Source organism: Muricoccus vinaceus, from assembly GCF_042433125.1.
In the GTDB taxonomy this organism is placed as follows: Bacteria; Pseudomonadota; Alphaproteobacteria; order Acetobacterales; family Acetobacteraceae; genus Roseomonas; species Roseomonas vinacea.
The window spans coordinates 45,869-62,283 of the sequence record NZ_JBHLVZ010000065.1 but is presented as its reverse complement, the minus strand read 5'-3'; the positions used below and the strand labels follow the sequence as shown (position 1 = coordinate 62,283).

The following is a 16,415-nucleotide window of genomic DNA, read 5'->3' as shown; positions in this document are numbered from 1 at the left end:
CACCCGCGGCTCTCGCCGCATAGGCTTCACTCAGGTGTCTCAGAAACTGCGGGCGGTACAGACAGGTGCTTGGCTTTGGGAGTTTCCATACGGCACGACGAACACTGGCGGGCTACGAGGTGATGGCGATGGTGAGGAAGGGGCAGCTTTGGAAGATCGACGGGCGCGACATGCGGGCCCAAGCCACCGTCATCGCCGAGCTGTTCCAGGTTGCTGCCTGATCTGCATGCTATCCAGGCAATCTGCGGCCCGCTACCAAGTTTGCAACACAACCCCCGCCTTGGTAGATAACCAGTTCCGACCCAAAACAGCCTCTAGCTACCCTCCCAACCGGACCCTGGCTTTCCTGAAAAAGATAGTGTTTCGGGATCCAAAAAAGTTAGCGTGAGAAGCAGCTGCGGTCCGCTCACACTGCTGCTACGTGGCTCGACTGACTGTGATGGCAGGTGGGAAATCTCGCGCCAAGTGATCGATCAGCGCGCGAACCGCTGGAGGCAAACCGCGCCGCGTTGTGAATACGAGGTGGACAATCCCGATCTGAGCGTGCCAAGCGGGCAGCACACGAACCAAGCGCCCGGCATCCAGCGCCCGACGACAAACACGGTCAGGCAGCAGCGCGACGCCCAGCCCGGCCGTGGCGGCTGCAAGAAGTTGATCCATGTCCGCGCAACCGAGGCGCGGCTCGATGCGGACCGTCTGTTTCCGCCCGTCGCCCGTCTCCAGATCCCAGTCCAAGACGTCATGTTCTTCATTCGTCGACAGCGTCGGCAAGGTCGCAAGCTGCTCGATCGAGGCAACGCGGCTTGCGAGTTGCGGGCTAGCAACGAGGATCCGGACGGATTGACCCACCGACCGAACCGTGAGCTCCGCATCGGTGGTCAGGGCCACTCGCACGCGTAGCGCCACGTCGATCCGCTCGTCGATGAGATCGACACCCCGGTCTGTGGCGATGAGTTGTAGCTGCACCTTGGGGTAGCGCGCGAGAAACGACGTGATCAGATCGGACACCGGCGCGACCATGCCGGTGGGGCAACTGAACCGGATGCGGCCATGCGGCTCGGCCTGCGCCTGCATCACCAGGGCTTCGGCCTGATCGGCCTCGGCCAGCATGGCCCGGCACCGCTCGTAGAACGCATGACCAGTTTCGGTCACTCGAAAACGTCGGCTGGATCGCTCGATCAAGCGCAGCCCGAGCCGCTCCTCGAGGCCGGCGATGCGCCGACTGAGCTTGGACTTCGGCTCCCGAAGCGCGCGGCCCGCCGCCGCGAAGCCACCATGGCTAACCACCTCTGCAAAATAGGCCAGGTCGTTCAGGTCAGTGCGCATCAGCGTTCCTCTCGCAGAACGCTACGTACTGAAACTGTCGACTGTAAGCAACATCGTCCCGCCGGCATCTAGTGGGGGCAGCGGCGCTTCACCGCTGAGTTTTCAGGAGGCCTCCCATGGCAGATCGGTTCAATAACAAGGTGGTCGTCGTCACCGGCGGGACCAGCGGCATTGGCTTGGCCGCCGCCAAGGCCTTCGTCGCGGAAGGCGCCGTGGTGTTCATCACCGGGCGTCGCCAGGAAGTGCTGGATGCCGCGATCAAGCAGATCGGCGGCCGGGTCACGGGCGTGCGCGCTGACATGTCCAGCCTGGCCGACATCGACCGGGTCTACGACGCCGTGCAGCAGCAGCACGCCCAGATCGACGTCCTGTTCGCCAATGCCGGCGGCGGCGACATGCTGCCGCTCGGCGCGATCACCGAGGAGCACTACCACCGGACCTTCGACACTAACGTGAAGGGCACGATCTTCACCGTCCAGAAGGCGCTGCCGCTGCTGAAGGACGGTGCCTCCATCGTCCTCACCAGTTCCAACGCCGGCTCGTCAGGCACGCCCGCCTTCAGCGTCTACGGCGCGAGCAAGGCCGCGGTGCGCAACTTGGCGCGCAGCTGGATCCTCGACCTCAAGAACCGTCGCATCCGTGTGAACGTCGTCAGCCCCGGGCCGACCGAGACGACAGGGCTGAACAATGTGTTCGGTGGCGGCGATCAGGCGCAGGGCATTAAAGATTCTCTTGCTACCCAGATCCCAGCTGGCCGGGTCGGCCGGCCCGAGGAAATCGCCAAGGCTGCGCTGTTCCTGGCGTCGGACGATGCGAGCTTCATCAACGGGGCGGAACTGTTCGTCGACGGCGGACTGACTCAGATCTGACGGCACAGGCGGACGACCCGAGCCCCCGGACGGTTGGCGGCGACATCAGAGCGGACACGCCAGCGGATCATCCGATGACGCGGACCGGGATCAGGCCTTTCCCGTAACCCGACAGACCTATGCGCCTGAAGCGCCTACTCGCGAGGAAAACCACCATGTTGAAAATGGAAAATCCTGGACTGACCCGTCGTGGCTTCGCGGGCGCTGCCGCAACCCGCACGCTAGCCACGATGGCGCCTGCCGCTGTGGCGGGCGCAAGCGGTGGCGGCGGCATCACCCCGACGGCATCAGGCAAGCAGGATCCCTTCTGGCCAAACGGCGCGCGACTGGCGATCAGCATCTCCCTGATGTTCGAGGGCGGTGGGCAGCCGATCTCCGGCGCAGGCGGCGCACTGCCCGAGCCGATCAAGCCCGGCTTCCCCGATCATGCAACCAACGCCTTCTTCGAGTACGGCATGAACGAGGGTATTCCCCGCGCGCTCGACCTGTTCGACAAGCACGACATTAAGGTCACTTCGTTCATGATCGGCAAGGCGATCGAGAAGTATCCCGATCTCGCGCGCGAGATCGTCCGTCGTGGCCACGAGCCGGGCGCGCATGGCACGACCTGGTCGGCGTCCTATGATATGCCGCGCGAACAGGAAAAGGCTTTCATCAGGGAATCCGCAGATACCATCCACCAGATCACGGGCGTGCAGCCTATCGGCTGGAACGCGTACTTCATGCGCAATTCGGTCCATATTTCGGAGACGCTGCAGGAACTCGGCTTTCTCTACAGCATCGACGAGCCGAGCCGCGACGAACCCTTCATCATCCCGGTACGTGGCCGCGATTTCGCGATGGTGCCCTACACCATCCACATGAACGACATGGTGTTTCCCTTCCAGGGCTATGATCCGCAGGCGCACGAACAGGCACTGCGCGACGAGTTCGATCAGCTCTACGAGGAGGCTGGAACAAGGCGCCGGATGATGGTGATCGGTATGCACGATCGCCTCAGCGGCCATGCGAACCGGATCCGCGCGCTCGACAGGTTCTTCACCTATGCCAAGAGCCACGAAGGGATCTGGTTCGCTCGCAAGGAAGAGATTGCCCGCTGGGCACTGTCGCAACGGTAATTCACGCCGATCGTTGACCGCGGACCACCCGCCGAAACGGGGCTGCCATAAGCAGGGATCGGCGTCCGTGGCGCGAGCACGCGCTGCGGGGCCGACGTACGCCGGTATCCGGTCTAGAGTCGCCAAGCTAAGGAACGAATGATGAGGCTTAGAGCATTTAACTAAACCGCCCGGTTATCGTGTGTAGGAAAGCCGCTGGCTTGGGTTGCCCTTGTCCGGGCTTGCCGCGCCGTTCGCTTCCTGGCTTCCCACTTCTCCAGGAGGTTCAGCACCTCATCCGGATCTACATCCACACCGGCGCGGGCTAGCCGCATCAGCATGCGCAGGCTGACGCCAGCGCGCCGCGCCTCGCCCCTCAGCCGGGCCGCTTCCCGTGCCTCGGCACCGCGCTGGCCATGCTTGAGCCGAGCAGCTCGGCACCTAGCCTGACCCTCGGGGGTTCTCGGGCCCGTACTGGCGCCGCCATGCATTCGGCAGCGGCCGTTCGGCATAGCGGGTGCGGCGCAGGCGCACCCTTGCCGCGTTCGTGCCCCGCACCGCGGCGCCGCGTCAGCCGCAACCAGGCGCTCATGACGGTTCTGTTGCAGCCTTGCGGAGCCAGCCTGAGCAGGTACAAACCTTGGCATGACGAGACGGCGGAGAGTGGTCTCGGTGAGGCCGGATCAGTCCTTCAAAGGGCGGCAGTTCACCGCCGAGGTAATCCTCTGGGCGGTCCGGTGGTACCTCATGTTCCCGATCAGCTACCGTGATCTCGAACTGATGCTTCAGGACCGCGGCGTCGAGATCGTGCACATCACCCTCTTCCGCTGGATTCAGGCTTACGCGTTGGAGATCGAGAAGCGGACCCAACCGCATCTTCGGAAGAGCAACGGCTCTTGGCGGGTCGACGAGACCTACGTGCGGGTGAAGGGGCGCTGGATGTACCTCTATCGGGCGGTCGACAGCCGCGGTCAGACGATCGACTTCCTGCTCTCGGTCAAGCGGAACGCCGAGGCCGCGAAGCGCTTCTTCCGCAAGGCGCTTGGGCAGCCGCATACAGTGAACCCGCGTACGATCACGGTGGACAAGAACCCGGCCTACCCGTGTGCCATCGAGCAGATGAGAGAGGACGGCAAGCTGTGGCGACGCTCGCGGCTACGCCAGATCAAGTTTCTCAACAACATCGTGGAGATGGCCTAATCGCAAATGACAAATTTTGCCTGATCCGCCGTTCGCGCCTGCGCTTGAGCTGGTCTCGGCTGGCGCTGCGTGAGCGGTCCATGCGGGCGCGGAAGGTCCCAGCTGATTCCCTCCAGTCAGGAGGACAGATGCGATGCCAGTGGATTGTGCGTCGGACAATGCAGCCGGATCCGGACGCTCAGCGTCGCTGGGACCGGGCCTACCAGCAGGTACTGGCCCGGACAACGGCGCTGGCCGCCGAGCCTGCCGGCGCGTGGCGCGACCCCGGCGTGCGGGAGGATGGCCATGAGGGTTGCGCTCTATGCCCGGGTGTCGACACAGCGCCAGGCGCAGGCCCAGACGGTCGAGCAGCAGATCGAGCGCCTGACGGGCCACGTGGGCCAGCAAGGGTGGGATGTCCTCCCCGATCAGGTCTTCCGCGATGACGGCTACAGCGGTGCCTCGTTGCGGCGGCCAAGTCTTGATCGTCTGCGGGACCACGCCGCGGCACGCGACCTCGATCTGGTGGTCATCACCGCGCCGGACCGCCTGACGCGCAACTATGTCCATCAGGTCTTGCTGCTGGAGGAGTTGCAGGGACATGGCTGTGAGGTGCGTTTCCGCGACCGGCCCATGAGCCAGGATCCGCATGACCAGTCGCTGTTGCAGATCCGCGGTGCGGTCGCGGAGTATGAGCGCACGCTGATCACCGAGCGCATGCGGCGTGGCCGCCAGCGCAAGTTGGCGGCGGGACTGATGCTGCCTTGGACCAGAGCGCCTTTTGGCTACCGGGTGGATCCGGACCGCCCGCGCGATCCCGCAGGTGTCCGCATCGAGGAGGCCGAGGCGGCCATCGTGCGCGAGATGTTCGCCTGGTATGCGGAGGAGGCGCACAGCTTCTGCTGGCTGGCACGCCTGCTGGAGCAGCGTGGCATCCGGACCTCGACGGGCCTGGCCCGCTGGAACCTGGCCAGCATCCGCGGCCTGCTGACCAATCCAGCCTATGCGGGCCAGGTCTACGGCAACCGCTGGCATCGCCGCGGCACGTTGGAGCGGCGTTCAGCAACGGCACCACGCCGGCATTCGGCGATGAGCCGGGTGGATGCGCCGCGGGAGGAGTGGGTCCTGGTGGCGGAGATCCCGTCCCTTGTCAGCCAGGAGCAGTTCGACCGCGTGCAGGCCAAGCTGGCCAGCAACCGGCGCTTTGCCCCAACGCAACAACAAGGCTCATCCTTACCTGCTGCGCGGCTTGGTCAGTTGCAGGGTGTGCGGCCTGGCCTGCCTGGCACGGGCCAATCTGAACAGGTATCGGTACTACTCCTGCACCGGCAAGATGCCGGCTCTGTTCTCGCATCGGGAGCAGAAGTGCCCGTCGCGGCTGAGCCCGGCCGGGCGCCTGGACGAGCTGGTCTGGGCCGATCTCTGTGACCTGCTGAGCCATCCAGAGCAGGCCTCGCACGCCCTGGAACGGGCGCATGGCGGGCAGTGGCTGCCGCAGGAGCTCCAAGCACGCCAGCAAGGACTACGACGTGGGCAGGCGAGCCTCGGGCAGCAACTTGAGCGGCTGACCGAGGCCTATCTCGGCGGGGTCGTTCTGCTGGATGAATACCGCCGGCGCCGGCGTGATCTCGAGGCGCGTCAACGCCAGCTTGAGGAACAGGCGTGCCAGCTGGAAGCTCAGGCAGACCGACACAAGGAACTGGCCGGGCTGTCCGGTGCCATGGAGGATTTCTGCCAGCGGGTGCGGCAGGGTCTGGCTCAGGCGACCTTTGAGCAGAGACGGGCTTTGGTGGAACTCCTGATCGACCGAGTAATCGTCACCGACGGCGAGGTGGAGATCCGCTACGTCATGCCAACGGACCGGTCCAGCGAGCAGGTCCGCTTTTGTCATTTGCGATTGGACTATCGAACAAGACCATCGGCGCTTGAAACGCCTGGTCAGACCAGGGCTCGGCTTCGGTGGTTTCCATGCGGCACGACGAACGCTGGCGGGCTACGAGGTGATGGCAATGGTGAGGAAGGGGCAAGTTCGAGATATCGGCGGACGCGACATGCAGGCCCAAGCTACTTTCGTCGCCGGGCTATTCCAGGTTGCTGCCTGATCTGCCTGCTATCCAGGCCACCCATGGCCCGCCGCGAAGTTTGCAACACAACCCGTCGACATGTCCTGCAACGACATCCACAAGCGCCGGCGCCGTTCGCGGGCCGAGCGTGCCACGTACTGGGCTGCCACATTTCCACCGGCTCCCGCGCTGTTCTCAACGGCAATGTTGCGCCCGAGCTTCTCGCGCAGCACCTCCGAGATATCACCGGCGAGGGTATCCGTTGTGCCACCGGGGAAGGCGCCCACCACGAGCGAGATCGTGGCAGGAAGCGAGGTGTGCTGCGCTGACACACCACGGCAAAAGCCGGTCGCCTTAGTCTGTGACACGCACTAGTTCTGGCCAAGTACGCGGCCGAGCACATCGCGGAAGCGGTCCGCGTCGTCCTCACGGCACCAAACGTGCGGGCTGACGCGCAGCACGCCTAGGCGATCGCTGCAGTAGACGCCCTCAGTGGCCATCGTGGCGACAAGGCCGGGCGGCATCCCGCCGGGGATGCGAACTCCCAAGATATGCGGCGCCCGTCGGTCAGGCCGATGGGCAGCAAGATGGGGTCATTGCGTTCACCCTAGTCGTAGCGGCGGGCTCCAGGGGCAGGGATGCCGCTAGAACGGTTGCCATTGTTTTCGTCAAGCGGCAGCCCGCTCTGCCTATGCGGGGCGGCATACAGGAAGCCAAGGCTGTAGGGGCCAAGCAGCCACTTGTAGGTGGGAAAGGCAAGGAAGTCCGGTTGCAGCAACGCGACGTCGATCGGCATGACACCTAAGGCCTGAGTGGCATCCACCACGATTGTCGCGCCGGCCTCCCTTAGCACCTGCATGAGCCGCTCAAGCGACACCAGTGCAGCGTCGCTCCAGTGCAACGGGGTCAGCGCTGCTACCGCAATTGGCGGCGCCCCGGGGCGGCTGATCGCCGTCAGCGGCGCCGCGGTCCAGTCGCCGTCTGGCGGGCGGGGCACGATCTCCAGTGCCAAGCCGCGTTCAGATGCCAGACGGTCCCAAACTAGCGCCTGCGACGGAAATTCGTGTTGCATTCGTAATATCCGCTGTCCGAACGGCAGCGGGAGGTTGCGGGCGGCGGTGGCAATGCCTTGGCTGACAGAGCCCAGTATGGCGATGTCGTCGGGCGTGGCGCCAATTAGCCGGGCGGTAGCGGCGCGGGCGCTCTCAGCCAAAGCGTCGGCGCGGGCGTCGGGGTATTTCCAGGGCTGGCTCTTGGTAAGGACGCCGCGCTCACCGGCTGCGCGCACGGAAAGTGGCAAGGCCGAGTAAGCAGTGCCATCAAGGTAACAGACGCCAGGTGGGATCTCGAACAGCGCGTGCTGGCTGGGAAGCATGAGGCGAGGGTCTCCGTCGCGTCGGAACGCAGTGTCGCGCCCCGTCCTCTCTCTGGCCAGGGTAGCGCAGTGAGAGTTTTGCAATTCGGCATTAAGCTAAGAAATCCGGGGCAGCGCGATGCTGATCTACGAGAGCGCGGACGGCGATCGGCTGACCCTCTATGTCAGCCCGATGGGGATCGGGCGGGAGGCGGAGATGCAGATGCTCGACGTGAAGACACTGGAGGGCTCCGGCTGGATCAACGGGCAGATCGGGTGCAGCGCGATGTCCGACGGCGATCGCGCGCTGCTGCGGCCCGTGGCTCACCTCATCCGGGATGAGCTCCGGCTGTGAGCCGCCGCGCGCGAAGACCGGGATCGGCTGCCTTCGCGGCGGGCGCGCTTCTGCGGCCACTTCGGCGGCGGCCGCGGAAGCGCACTGTCGTGGCCGACTACGCGGCGTAGCTCGTCGAGCGGGAGACCTCCTCCCACGCCGCCATCTCCGCGCGCATCGCGTCCAGCTTGCCCTCCACGAGCCCAAGGGCGTCCCCGCCGAGGAAGAGCCGTGTCGGCGGGTTCTCCGCCTCCACCAGTCGCAGCAAGGCCTGGGCGGCGCGGTCGGGGTCGCCCGGCTGGCGGCCGCTCTTTGATTGGCGCGCTTCGCGGATCGGGTTCATTACAGAGTCGTAGTCCGCGATGCTGCGGGGGGTGCGGTCCATCGAGCGCCCCGCCCAGTCCGTGCGGAACTGGCCGGGCGCCAGCGCCGTGACACGGATCCCGAAGCCCGCGACCTCCTTGCCGAGCGCCTCCGAGATGCCCTCCAGCGCGAACTTGCTGCCGCAGTAGAAGGTGATCCCGGGCATGGTGATGAAGCCGCCCATGGAGGTCACGTTGACGATATGCCCGCGCCGGCGCGCCCGCATGCCGGGCAGCACCGCCTGAATCATCGCCACCGGGCCGAAGACGTTGGCCGCGAACTGCCGCTGCAGGTCCTCCATGGAGGATTCCTCTAGCGCCCCCTCGTGGCCGTATCCGGCATTGTTGACCAGGACATCCACCGGCCCGGCCTCGCTCTCCGCCGCGGCTAGGGCGGCGGGGATCGCGGCGTAGTCGGTGACGTCGAGCACGAGCGGGTGGGCGCGGCCGGGCGCCGCGGCAGCGAAGGCCTCGGCGTCCGCCGAGCGGCGCACGGTGCCGATCACGTGGTGCCTTGCCGCCAGCGCGCCGGACGCGAAGGCCCGGCCGAGGCCGGAGCTAACCCCGGTGATGAGGAAGGTTCTTGCGTCTGGTAAGGTCATCCCGTTTCTCCGACTTCCATATCGCTGAAATTATATCATGATATATTTTGGACCATGCCCGCGAACAAGTCCCCCCCTTCGATCAGCCCGCGCGGCGACGCGACGCGGCAGCGCGTGCTGGAGGCGGCCGAACGCCTGCTGCGGGAGGGAAGCGCCGAGTTCTCCATGCGGGATCTGGCGGCCGCGGCCGGTGTCAGCTTCGCGACGCCCTTCAACCAATTTGGCAGCAAGGCCGCGATCATGCGGGCCCTTTCGGCTCAGCGGATCGAGGCCATGGCGGCGCGCTTCTCGGCCACCGCGCCGCCCGGCGATGCCGCCGCCCGGGTCCTGGCGGCCGTGAGCGTCGCCGCCGCGGTGATGCTGGAGGAGCCGGTGGTGAGCCGCGCGGTCATGGGCTCGCTCGGCGCGCCAGGGCCGGAGCCAGGGCAGGTCTCCGGGCAGTCGCGGGCTCTCTGGGCACTGGCCCTGGGTGCCGGTGACGGGCTGACGCCGAACCTGGCCGACCTTGCCCTTCGGACCTTGCCCGACGGGCTCGCCTTCGCCTTCCGCGGCGTGCTGTCCTTCTGGACGGCCGGCGAGATCGGCGACGCGGCCCTGGCCCCGCGCGCCCGCGCCACCGCCGCGACCGTGCTGCTCGGCTTCGTCGAAGAGGCCAGGCGCGACGGATTGATCCGCCTGTTGCCCGCATGAGGGTTGAGGAGACGGGGGGAGGAGGACCCGGCAAGGACCGGTAGCCCTTCGTTTCATCGTGTCCGGAACCTGGGCCATCGGGCCTCAGGATCAGAACATCATGCGGACAAGGCCAGCTCGACAGCGGCTTCGGCATGGATCGTCGTGGTGTCGTAGAGGGGAACGGTGCTGTCGTCCGGCCTGACAAGGAGCATGATCTCCGTGCAGCCGAGGATGACCGCCTCGGCGCCGCGCTCCACCAAGCGCGCAATCACCTCGCGATAGGCTTGGCGCGCGGCGGGCTCGACGCGGCCCTGGACCAGTTCGTCGTAGATCACTCGGTGCACGACGGCGCGGTCCTCCTCGCCGGGCACCAGCACCTCGAGCCCATGCCGCTCGACGAGCCGGCCCTTGTAGAAGTCCTGCTCCATGGTGAAGGCCGTGCCGAGCAGCCCAACCCTGCGGTGCCCGGCCGAGCGGATGCGCTCCGCCGTCGGGTCGGCGATGTGCAGTAGCGGCAGGCCGATGGCGGCTTCGACCTGGTCGGCCATGCGGTGCATGGTGTTGGTGCAGATCACCACGAAGTCCGCGCCGCCTCGCTCGAGCCGCGACGCGGCGGCGACCATCTCGGCCGTCGCGTCGTCCCACCGGCCGGCGTGCTGCAGGGCCTCGATCTCGCCGAAGTCGAACGACCACATCAGGCACCGGGCGGAGCGGAGGCCACCCAGTCGGGCCCGTACCGACTCGTTGATGATCCGGTAGTACTCCGCTGAGCTTTCCCAACTCATCCCGCCGATTAGGCCGATTACCTTCTGCGACACGTTCAGCTCTCCTCTCGGCAGGCCCTTGGAGCGCGGCGGAAGGGCGTTCCGGCAGGTTCCGGTGCCGGTCCCGCTGCGCCGCGGGGCACGCTCCTCCGCAGGGCGGCCACCAGGGCCTCCGCAGCGGGAGAGTAGGAGCGCCCCGCTCGGCGGATGACAACCACCTCGCGGACGATATCCGGCGATAGGGCGCGCGCGACCAACTCCGGCGCGATTTGCAACTCGGCGACCGTCGAGGGCAGCAGCGCGACGCCCAGCCCGGCGCGCGCCATGTTGATGAGCGTCGCCGCGTGCACCGCCCGCTGCCGGGCGACCAGCGGCAACCGCCTCGCGGCGAAGGCGTCGGAGAGCAGGCGATCCACCGATGTGTCCGTCTCCATCAGCAGGAGGGGCTCCGCCGCGACCCTCTCCAGCGCTAACCGGCCGGAAGCGAGGCGATGACCCTGCGGCATGACGGCCAGCATGCGGTCCCGGAACAGCGGCTCCGCCTCTAGATCCGCGCCGTCCCTGGGCTGGCTGGCGATGCCGATCTCCACGATATCCGCGCGGACCATCGCCTGCACCCGCCCGGTGACCGCCTCCTGCAGCCGCACCTGCAGGGTGGGGTAGCGCTCCTGCAGCAGCGCCATGGCAGCGGGCAGGAGCCCAGAGGCGACCGAGGGCACCGCGGCCAGCCTGACCGTCCCCGCGCGCCGCGAGGCCGTGCCGCGCGCCACGTCCAGCGCGTGCTCCATGTCCCGCAGCAGCGGCTCCAGCGCCCGCGCCAGCTCCGCCCCCGCGGCCGTCGGCTCGGCCCCGCGCGGCAGCCGGTCCAGCAGGCGCAGGCCGAGGGCCTCCTCCAGCCGGCGGACCTGCACGGTGAGCCCGGGCTGCGTCCGGTGCAGCAGGCCCGCCGCCCGGCTGAAGGACCTGTGTCGCGCGACAGCGACGAAGGCCTGCAGGCTTCTCAGGCTGATATCCATATCAGAGCATTATAGGTCGGCGACAGTTTTTCAATTGTCCGATCCCGGGCCCAGGGGCATCGCTGCCGGACAGGACGGCAGGGCCGGAACGGCCCGCCCGGGAGGAGGAAGTCCGATGAGAACCGCGCAGCACCCCCGAGCCATCCGGCGCCGGGCCTGCATAGCCAGCATGCTCGGCCTTCTCGGCGCGACGGCACGGATGCGGGCTGCGGGTGCCGAGGGTTGGAGGCCAACGCGGCCCCTGACCCTTGTTGTTCCCTTCGCCGGCGGCTCCGCCACAGATGCCGTCGCGCGCATCCTCGCCCAGCTGATGAGCGAAACGTTCAGCGGCGTGCCGGTGGTAGTGGACAACCGGGCCGGGGCGAACGGCATCATCGGCGCGCAGCTGGTGGCCAGGGCCGAGCCGGACGGGCACACGCTGCTGGTGACCACCAATACCACCCATTCTGCGAACCCGGCGCTGCTGCGGCGGCTGGACTACGACCCCGTGGCCGACTTCGCGCCGGTGGCCCGTGTCGGCGACGTGCCGTTCATGCTCACCGTCGGCAGGAACTCGCCCTACCACACCGCGCGGGAACTACTGGACGCGGCCCGCCGGCGCCGCGGGCAGATGTCCTACGCGAGCGGGAACAGCACCGGCATCGTCGCGGGCGCCACCATGGCGCGACGGGCCGGGACGGAGATGCTGCACGTCCCCTACCGCTCCACCCCGCCCGCCATGACGGACGTGATCGCCGGGCGCGTGGACTGCATGTTCGTCGACATCGCGGCGGGGCTCGGCAATTTCCGGGGCGGCCAGCTACGCGTCCTGGCCCTCAGCACGGAGGCGCCGTCCCCGCTCCTCCCCGGCGTGCCGCCGCTCGCAGAGGCCGGTGACCTTCCGGGCTTCGACCTGATCTCTTGGAGTGGCGTCTTCGCTCCTGCTCGGACGTCCGCGCCCGTCATTGCCGCCCTCAACGGCGCGATCCGCGGCGGCATCGAGAGGCCCGAGGCGCGGGCCCGCTTCGCTGAGATCGGCTACAGCGTCTTCTCCGGCACGCCCGACGACCTGGGCCGCTTCGTGCGGCGGCAGCTGGATGTCTGGCGCGAGCTGGTCGACGCCGCGGGGATCGAGAAAGAATGATCCCTGCCGGCAGCCCCCTGGGGGCGATCGACGCGGTCCTAGACGGCCTCGTGGTGCTGGACTTCGGCCAGCTCGTCGCGGGCCCGGTCTGCGGCATGTGGCTGGCCGACATGGGCGCGACCGTGATCAAGGTGGAACCACCGGAGGGCGAGCTGGGCCGACAGCTCGGCCCGCCCTGGCAAAACGGGGAAAGCATCGCGGCCCTCTCGGCGAACCGGAACAAGCTGGGCCTCTCAATCGACCTGAAGCGGCCCGGCGCGCCCGCGGTGGTGGAGCGGCTGGTGCAGCGGACGGACATCGTGCTGGAGAACTTCCGCCCGGGGATCGCGAGGAAGCTCGGCATCGACGACGCGGCGCTGCGGGGCTGGAAGCCCGACCTGATCCATTGCTCCATCTCCGCCTTTGGCCAGGACGGGCCCTGGCGGGACCGCCCGGGCGTGGACGGCATCATGCAGGCCGCGACCGGGCTGATGAGCGGGATCGGGATGCCCGGTGCCGAGCCGGGCAAGGCGCCCCTGCCGCTCGCGGACATGACCGGCGCGCTCTTCGCCACGATCGCCATCCTCGCCGCGCTCCGGCGGCGTGACCGGGAGGGCGTGGGGTCCAGGCTGGATGTCAGCCTTTACAACGCCATGCTGATGATCCAGCAGATGGGTCTCGCGGGCTTCCTGAGTTCCGGCGAGGTGCCGGTGCCGGCGGGGAGCTCGGCCCCCTACGCCGCCCCGAACGAGGCGCTGCCCACAGCCGACGGCTGGATCATGGTGGCGGCCTACCAGCCGAAGCGCTGGGCCGGGCTTTGCCGGGCCATGGAACGCCCGGACCTTCTGGAGGATCCCCGCTTCCTGACGAATGCGGACCGCGTCGCCAACCGGGCGGCGCTGCGGGAGGTGCTGTTTCCCGTCTTCCGCGTCCATCCCACGGCGCAGTGGCAGGCGCTTCTCTCCCGCGAGGACATCATGGCGGCGCCAGTCGCGGACTACGAGGATGTGACGCGCTCCGAGCAGTACGCCGCCAGCGGCATCGAGGTCGCCTTCGAGCACTTCACCGCCGGCAGGGTCCGGATGCCGGGCTTCGCGGCCGGATCGCCCCGTCCTGCCGCCCCGAGGCGCGCGCCCCCACGGCTTGGGGAGCACTCGCGCGTCGTGCTCAGGGAGTTCGGCTTCACCCCCGCGGAAATCGACGCGCTGATCCGGGAACGGATCGTCCTGGAGGCTGCACCGGCATGACGGAACCTTTCCTTCGCGAGGAGCGGCGGGGCGCCGTGCTCATGCTGACGATGAACGGCCCGGAGGACCGCAACGCGCTCTCCTCCGCCCGGCAATGTGAGGAGTTCGTCGAGGCCTGCCGCCGGATCAACGCGGACCAAGGCATCAGGGCCGTCATCCTGACTGGGCGGGATCCGGCCTTCTGCTCGGGCGGCAACGTCAAGCACATGCGCTCGCTCGAGGGCTTCATGGCCGGGCGGGTTGAGGAGGTGGCGGAGGGCTACCGGGCCTCCCTCCAGCAGCTCGCGCTCTCCCTGTACGAAGTGCAGGTGCCCGTCATCGCCGCCGTAAACGGCCCGACCTTTGGCGCGGGGCTCGACATCGCCTGCATGTGCGACATCCGGCTCGCCTCGGACCGGGCGCGCTTCTCAGAGACTTTTGTCCGGCTGGGCCTGATCTCCGGCATCGGCGGCGCCTGGTTCCTCCCCCGGGTAGTCGGAGCGTCCCGTGCCGCGGAGCTCAGCTTCACGGCGAGGGTGTTCAACGCGGCGCAGGCCTTGGAATACGGCTTGGTGTCGGAGATTCTGGCGGCTGACCGGCTGATGTCCCGCGCCTTGGAACTGGCCGAGGAGATCGCCGGGCACTCCGGCTCTGCTCTCCGGTTCTGCAAGCGCCTGCTGCGCAGGAGCGACGGATCGGACCTGAGGACCAGCCTGGATCTGACCGCAGCGCTCCAGGCCATCGCGCACCAGACCCCAGAACACCATGCTGCTGTCGAGAGCTTCCTCGCTGAGCGGGAGAGGAGATGAGGGATCGGGACTGAGCCGGACCTGCCGCCCCCTGCCCAGTCGAGGTCAGGCTGGGATGTCCAAATTGGGAGGCGTTGTGTTCCGCTTCCCCGGGCCCGGCTCCGCTCCGATCGGGAGCGGAGCCCGCAAGCCACCGCGCCTGCCCGTCCCCTCTGCTCAGGACCCGCTGAACCAGTTGTAGCCCTGGTCCTCCCAGTAGCCGCCGGGGTTGTCGTTGGTGACCATGATGGACGTGATGTGCTTCGGGTTCTTGAAGCCGAGCTTTGTCGGGACGCGAAGCTTCAGCGGAAAGCCGTAGACTGAGGGCAGGGCGGAGCCCCTGAAATCCAAAGCCAGGACTGTCTGCGGGTGCAGCGCCGTCGCCATGTCCAGGCTGCTGGAGTAGCGGTCGGCACATTTAAAACCGACGTATCGCGCCCGCGTGTCCGCGCCGACTCGCCGCAGGAACTCCCGGAACGGCACGCCACCCCACTGGCCGATGGCGCTCCACCCCTCGATGCAGATATGGCGTGTGATCTGGCTGACCTGCGGCAGCGCGCGCAGCCGTGCCAGCGGCCAGGGAGAGCGGTCCTGCACCAGACCCGAGACATCCAGCGCGTAGTCGTCGGCATCGACCTCCGGCGCGTCGTCCGACGGGTAGAAGGCGTTAAAGGGGAACGGGGTGGTGATGTCGGCCTCGGTGTATTCCGGCGCCAGCCGGTGCGGGTTGAACAGCGCGGCCTGCACCCTGTCGTTCCAGCGGGACATGGCCCAGAGCACCCTGTCCACGGTGTCGCCGTCCTGCAGGTTGCAGCCGGTCAGCAGGGTGAGCGATCCTAGGGACAGGCCGCCGCGCAGCAGCATCCGGCGGTCCAGCTTGCGCAGGGCGCGTCCGTGGTCGCGCAGGTCGGGACGGTTCTTCATGAGGCCTTCTCCGGCAGGGGGCGGCCGATGATCATCCCCGGCAGGGTGCGCGGCACGAGCACGACCATGACGAGGTGCAGAAGGGTGAAGCCGGCAATCCCCGCCATGGCCAGGAAGTGGACCCGCCTCGCGGCCTCGTAGCCGCCCAGGAGCCCGGCCAGCTCGTCCAACTGCACCGGCTTCCACAGCGCCAAGCCAGAGGCGAGGACCAGAACGCCGAGGAGCAGCACGCCGAGGTAGGTCGCGCGCTGCACGGCGTTGTAGACCCCTGAGCTGTGCGCCAAGCGCAGCCGCAGGGCGGCGCCGATATCGGCCAGCACCTCGCCAGGCCGCAAGGGCAGCAGCCGCCGGCGGAAGTGTCCGGCCAGGAGGCCGTAGAGCCCGTAGAGCAGGCCGTTGCCGACCAGCAGCCACATGACGGCCAAGTGCCAGGCAATGCTGGCGCCCAGCCAGCCGCCCAGCGTCGCCCAGGCCGGGAAGCGGAAGCCGAAGAGGGGCGAGGCGTTGTAGATGCCCCAGCCGCTCATCACCATGCAGACCATGCAGGCGGCGTTGATCCAGTGCGTGATCCGCACCAGGAGCGGATGCGTCATACAGCAATCTCCTTCGGCCCAGCCACGGCGGACCGGCGTCGGATGGCGGACTCGTTCTTCGTTGGAGGCTCCCGGCCGAAGCCGGATCGCCTAATGCATCGGCGCGGACCGGGCGGGCGGCATTCCCCCGCCCGCCCCGCCGGG

The 16,415-nt window shown here is 67.8% G+C and carries 19 protein-coding genes and 2 pseudogenes; 12 read left to right on the top strand and 9 right to left on the bottom strand.

The window, feature by feature from the left end; all coding sequences use genetic code 11:
* Positions 1–65 precede the first annotated feature (65 nt).
* A complete protein-coding gene (locus tag ACFFIC_RS18790; RefSeq protein WP_377053152.1) occupies positions 66–221 on the top strand; it encodes a hypothetical protein in 156 nt (51 codons plus the stop codon).
* A gap of 196 nt (positions 222–417) precedes the next feature.
* On the opposite strand, the gene ACFFIC_RS18785 is transcribed toward ACFFIC_RS18790, so the two are convergent.
* The gene (locus ACFFIC_RS18785) at positions 418–1,326 is read right to left on the bottom strand and encodes a LysR family transcriptional regulator (protein WP_377053150.1); all 909 of its coding nucleotides are present in this window, start codon (positions 1,324–1,326) and stop codon (positions 418–420) included.
* Positions 1,327–1,442: 116 nt separating this feature from the next.
* Between ACFFIC_RS18785 and ACFFIC_RS18780 the strand changes: the two genes are divergently transcribed.
* On the top strand, positions 1,443–2,195 hold the full coding sequence (locus ACFFIC_RS18780) for an SDR family NAD(P)-dependent oxidoreductase (RefSeq protein ID WP_377053148.1): 753 nt from the start codon (positions 1,443–1,445) through the stop codon (positions 2,193–2,195).
* Positions 2,196–2,350: 155 nt separating this feature from the next.
* Positions 2,351–3,313 (top strand): polysaccharide deacetylase family protein, encoded by a 963-nt coding sequence (locus ACFFIC_RS18775; protein ID WP_377053146.1) that lies wholly within the window; start codon positions 2,351–2,353, stop codon positions 3,311–3,313.
* Between the two features lie 161 nt (positions 3,314–3,474).
* Here ACFFIC_RS18775 and ACFFIC_RS18770 read toward each other — a convergent pair whose 3' ends face one another.
* Positions 3,475–3,939 carry an HGGxSTG domain-containing protein gene (locus ACFFIC_RS18770; RefSeq protein ID WP_456306946.1) on the bottom strand — a complete coding sequence of 155 codons (465 nt, stop codon included), beginning with the start codon at positions 3,937–3,939 and terminating at the stop codon, positions 3,475–3,477.
* On the opposite strand from ACFFIC_RS18770, the gene ACFFIC_RS18765 reads away from it, so the two are divergent.
* From ACFFIC_RS18765 to ACFFIC_RS18755, 3 genes and pseudogenes are all read left to right on the top strand, one after another.
* Positions 3,938–4,492 (top strand): IS6 family transposase, encoded by a 555-nt coding sequence (locus ACFFIC_RS18765; RefSeq protein ID WP_377053142.1) that lies wholly within the window; start codon positions 3,938–3,940, stop codon positions 4,490–4,492. The two genes, ACFFIC_RS18770 and ACFFIC_RS18765, sit on opposite strands and share 2 nt — an antisense overlap.
* 279 nt (positions 4,493–4,771) lie before the next feature.
* Positions 4,772–5,653 (top strand): annotated as a pseudogene (locus ACFFIC_RS18760) (recombinase family protein); the annotation flags it as partial.
* Positions 5,574–5,834 (top strand): annotated as a pseudogene (locus ACFFIC_RS18755) (hypothetical protein); the annotation flags it as partial. The pseudogenes ACFFIC_RS18760 and ACFFIC_RS18755, both read left to right, overlap by 80 nt.
* Positions 5,835–5,993: 159 nt before the next feature.
* On the opposite strand, the gene ACFFIC_RS18750 reads toward ACFFIC_RS18755, so the two are convergent.
* A complete protein-coding gene (locus ACFFIC_RS18750; protein ID WP_377053160.1) occupies positions 5,994–6,362 on the bottom strand; it encodes a hypothetical protein in 369 nt (122 codons plus the stop codon).
* Here ACFFIC_RS18750 and ACFFIC_RS18745 point away from each other — a divergent pair.
* Complete coding sequence (locus ACFFIC_RS18745; protein ID WP_377053158.1) at positions 6,361–6,573, top strand: DDE-type integrase/transposase/recombinase; 213 nt, start codon at positions 6,361–6,363, stop codon at positions 6,571–6,573. The genes ACFFIC_RS18750 and ACFFIC_RS18745 overlap by 2 nt on opposite strands.
* 568 nt (positions 6,574–7,141) lie before the next feature.
* Here the strand turns inward: ACFFIC_RS18745 and ACFFIC_RS18740 are convergent.
* On the bottom strand, positions 7,142–7,909 hold the full coding sequence (locus tag ACFFIC_RS18740) for an aminotransferase class V-fold PLP-dependent enzyme (protein WP_377053140.1): 768 nt from the start codon (positions 7,907–7,909) through the stop codon (positions 7,142–7,144).
* Positions 7,910–8,027: 118 nt separating this feature from the next.
* Between ACFFIC_RS18740 and ACFFIC_RS18735 the strand changes: the two genes are divergently transcribed.
* A complete protein-coding gene (locus ACFFIC_RS18735; protein WP_377053138.1) occupies positions 8,028–8,243 on the top strand; it encodes a hypothetical protein in 216 nt (71 codons plus the stop codon).
* Between the two features lie 97 nt (positions 8,244–8,340).
* On the opposite strand, the gene ACFFIC_RS18730 is transcribed toward ACFFIC_RS18735, so the two are convergent.
* Entirely contained in the window at positions 8,341–9,186 is an 846-nt protein-coding gene (locus ACFFIC_RS18730) for an oxidoreductase (RefSeq protein WP_377053136.1), read from the bottom strand.
* A gap of 54 nt (positions 9,187–9,240) precedes the next feature.
* On the opposite strand from ACFFIC_RS18730, the gene ACFFIC_RS18725 reads away from it, so the two are divergent.
* Positions 9,241–9,876 (top strand): TetR/AcrR family transcriptional regulator, encoded by a 636-nt coding sequence (locus ACFFIC_RS18725; protein WP_377053134.1) that lies wholly within the window; start codon positions 9,241–9,243, stop codon positions 9,874–9,876.
* Positions 9,877–9,974: 98 nt separating this feature from the next.
* Here the strand turns inward: ACFFIC_RS18725 and ACFFIC_RS18720 are convergent, their stop codons facing one another.
* Both ACFFIC_RS18720 and ACFFIC_RS18715 read right to left on the bottom strand, forming a co-directional pair.
* Positions 9,975–10,676: an aspartate/glutamate racemase family protein gene (locus tag ACFFIC_RS18720; RefSeq protein WP_377053132.1), complete on the bottom strand. Its 702-nt coding sequence runs from the start codon at positions 10,674–10,676 to the stop codon at positions 9,975–9,977.
* A 2-nt stretch (positions 10,677–10,678) separates the two neighbouring features.
* A complete protein-coding gene (locus ACFFIC_RS18715) occupies positions 10,679–11,638 on the bottom strand; it encodes a LysR family transcriptional regulator (protein ID WP_377053130.1) in 960 nt (319 codons plus the stop codon).
* A gap of 115 nt (positions 11,639–11,753) precedes the next feature.
* On the opposite strand from ACFFIC_RS18715, the gene ACFFIC_RS18710 reads away from it, so the two are divergent.
* Genes ACFFIC_RS18710 through ACFFIC_RS18700 form a run of 3 tightly spaced genes read left to right on the top strand, consistent with a single transcriptional unit; the run spans position 11,754 to position 14,775 of the window.
* Positions 11,754–12,761, top strand: coding sequence for a Bug family tripartite tricarboxylate transporter substrate binding protein (locus tag ACFFIC_RS18710; protein ID WP_377053128.1), 1,008 nt, complete (start codon positions 11,754–11,756; stop codon positions 12,759–12,761).
* Positions 12,758–13,987 carry a CaiB/BaiF CoA transferase family protein gene (locus ACFFIC_RS18705; protein WP_377053126.1) on the top strand — a complete coding sequence of 410 codons (1,230 nt, stop codon included), beginning with the start codon at positions 12,758–12,760 and terminating at the stop codon, positions 13,985–13,987. The genes ACFFIC_RS18710 and ACFFIC_RS18705 overlap by 4 nt, the downstream gene beginning before the upstream one ends.
* A complete protein-coding gene (locus ACFFIC_RS18700) occupies positions 13,984–14,775 on the top strand; it encodes an enoyl-CoA hydratase-related protein (protein ID WP_377053124.1) in 792 nt (263 codons plus the stop codon). The genes ACFFIC_RS18705 and ACFFIC_RS18700 overlap by 4 nt, the downstream gene beginning before the upstream one ends.
* A gap of 156 nt (positions 14,776–14,931) precedes the next feature.
* On the opposite strand, the gene ACFFIC_RS18695 is transcribed toward ACFFIC_RS18700, so the two are convergent.
* A complete protein-coding gene (locus tag ACFFIC_RS18695) occupies positions 14,932–15,678 on the bottom strand; it encodes a molybdopterin-dependent oxidoreductase (protein WP_377053122.1) in 747 nt (248 codons plus the stop codon).
* Positions 15,675–16,271 (bottom strand): cytochrome b/b6 domain-containing protein, encoded by a 597-nt coding sequence (locus tag ACFFIC_RS18690; protein WP_377053120.1) that lies wholly within the window; start codon positions 16,269–16,271, stop codon positions 15,675–15,677. The genes ACFFIC_RS18695 and ACFFIC_RS18690 overlap by 4 nt, the downstream gene beginning before the upstream one ends.
* Positions 16,272–16,415 lie beyond the last annotated feature (144 nt).

Coding starts and splice junctions, on each gene's coding strand:
- ACFFIC_RS18785 (WP_377053150.1), bottom strand. CDS start 1,326: ATGCGCACTGACCTGAACGACCTGGCCTATTTTGCAGAGGTGGTTAGC.
- ACFFIC_RS18780 (WP_377053148.1), top strand. CDS start 1,443: ATGGCAGATCGGTTCAATAACAAGGTGGTCGTCGTCACCGGCGGGACC.
- ACFFIC_RS18775 (WP_377053146.1), top strand. CDS start 2,351: ATGTTGAAAATGGAAAATCCTGGACTGACCCGTCGTGGCTTCGCGGGC.
- ACFFIC_RS18765 (WP_377053142.1), top strand. CDS start 3,938: ATGACGAGACGGCGGAGAGTGGTCTCGGTGAGGCCGGATCAGTCCTTC.
- ACFFIC_RS18770 (WP_456306946.1), bottom strand. CDS start 3,939: ATGCCAAGGTTTGTACCTGCTCAGGCTGGCTCCGCAAGGCTGCAACAG.
- ACFFIC_RS18750 (WP_377053160.1), bottom strand. CDS start 6,362: ATGACAAAAGCGGACCTGCTCGCTGGACCGGTCCGTTGGCATGACGTA.
- ACFFIC_RS18740 (WP_377053140.1), bottom strand. CDS start 7,909: ATGCTTCCCAGCCAGCACGCGCTGTTCGAGATCCCACCTGGCGTCTGT.
- ACFFIC_RS18735 (WP_377053138.1), top strand. CDS start 8,028: ATGCTGATCTACGAGAGCGCGGACGGCGATCGGCTGACCCTCTATGTC.
- ACFFIC_RS18730 (WP_377053136.1), bottom strand. CDS start 9,186: ATGACCTTACCAGACGCAAGAACCTTCCTCATCACCGGGGTTAGCTCC.
- ACFFIC_RS18725 (WP_377053134.1), top strand. CDS start 9,241: ATGCCCGCGAACAAGTCCCCCCCTTCGATCAGCCCGCGCGGCGACGCG.
- ACFFIC_RS18715 (WP_377053130.1), bottom strand. CDS start 11,638: ATGGATATCAGCCTGAGAAGCCTGCAGGCCTTCGTCGCTGTCGCGCGA.
- ACFFIC_RS18710 (WP_377053128.1), top strand. CDS start 11,754: ATGAGAACCGCGCAGCACCCCCGAGCCATCCGGCGCCGGGCCTGCATA.
- ACFFIC_RS18705 (WP_377053126.1), top strand. CDS start 12,758: ATGATCCCTGCCGGCAGCCCCCTGGGGGCGATCGACGCGGTCCTAGAC.
- ACFFIC_RS18700 (WP_377053124.1), top strand. CDS start 13,984: ATGACGGAACCTTTCCTTCGCGAGGAGCGGCGGGGCGCCGTGCTCATG.
- ACFFIC_RS18695 (WP_377053122.1), bottom strand. CDS start 15,678: ATGAAGAACCGTCCCGACCTGCGCGACCACGGACGCGCCCTGCGCAAG.
- ACFFIC_RS18690 (WP_377053120.1), bottom strand. CDS start 16,271: ATGACGCATCCGCTCCTGGTGCGGATCACGCACTGGATCAACGCCGCC.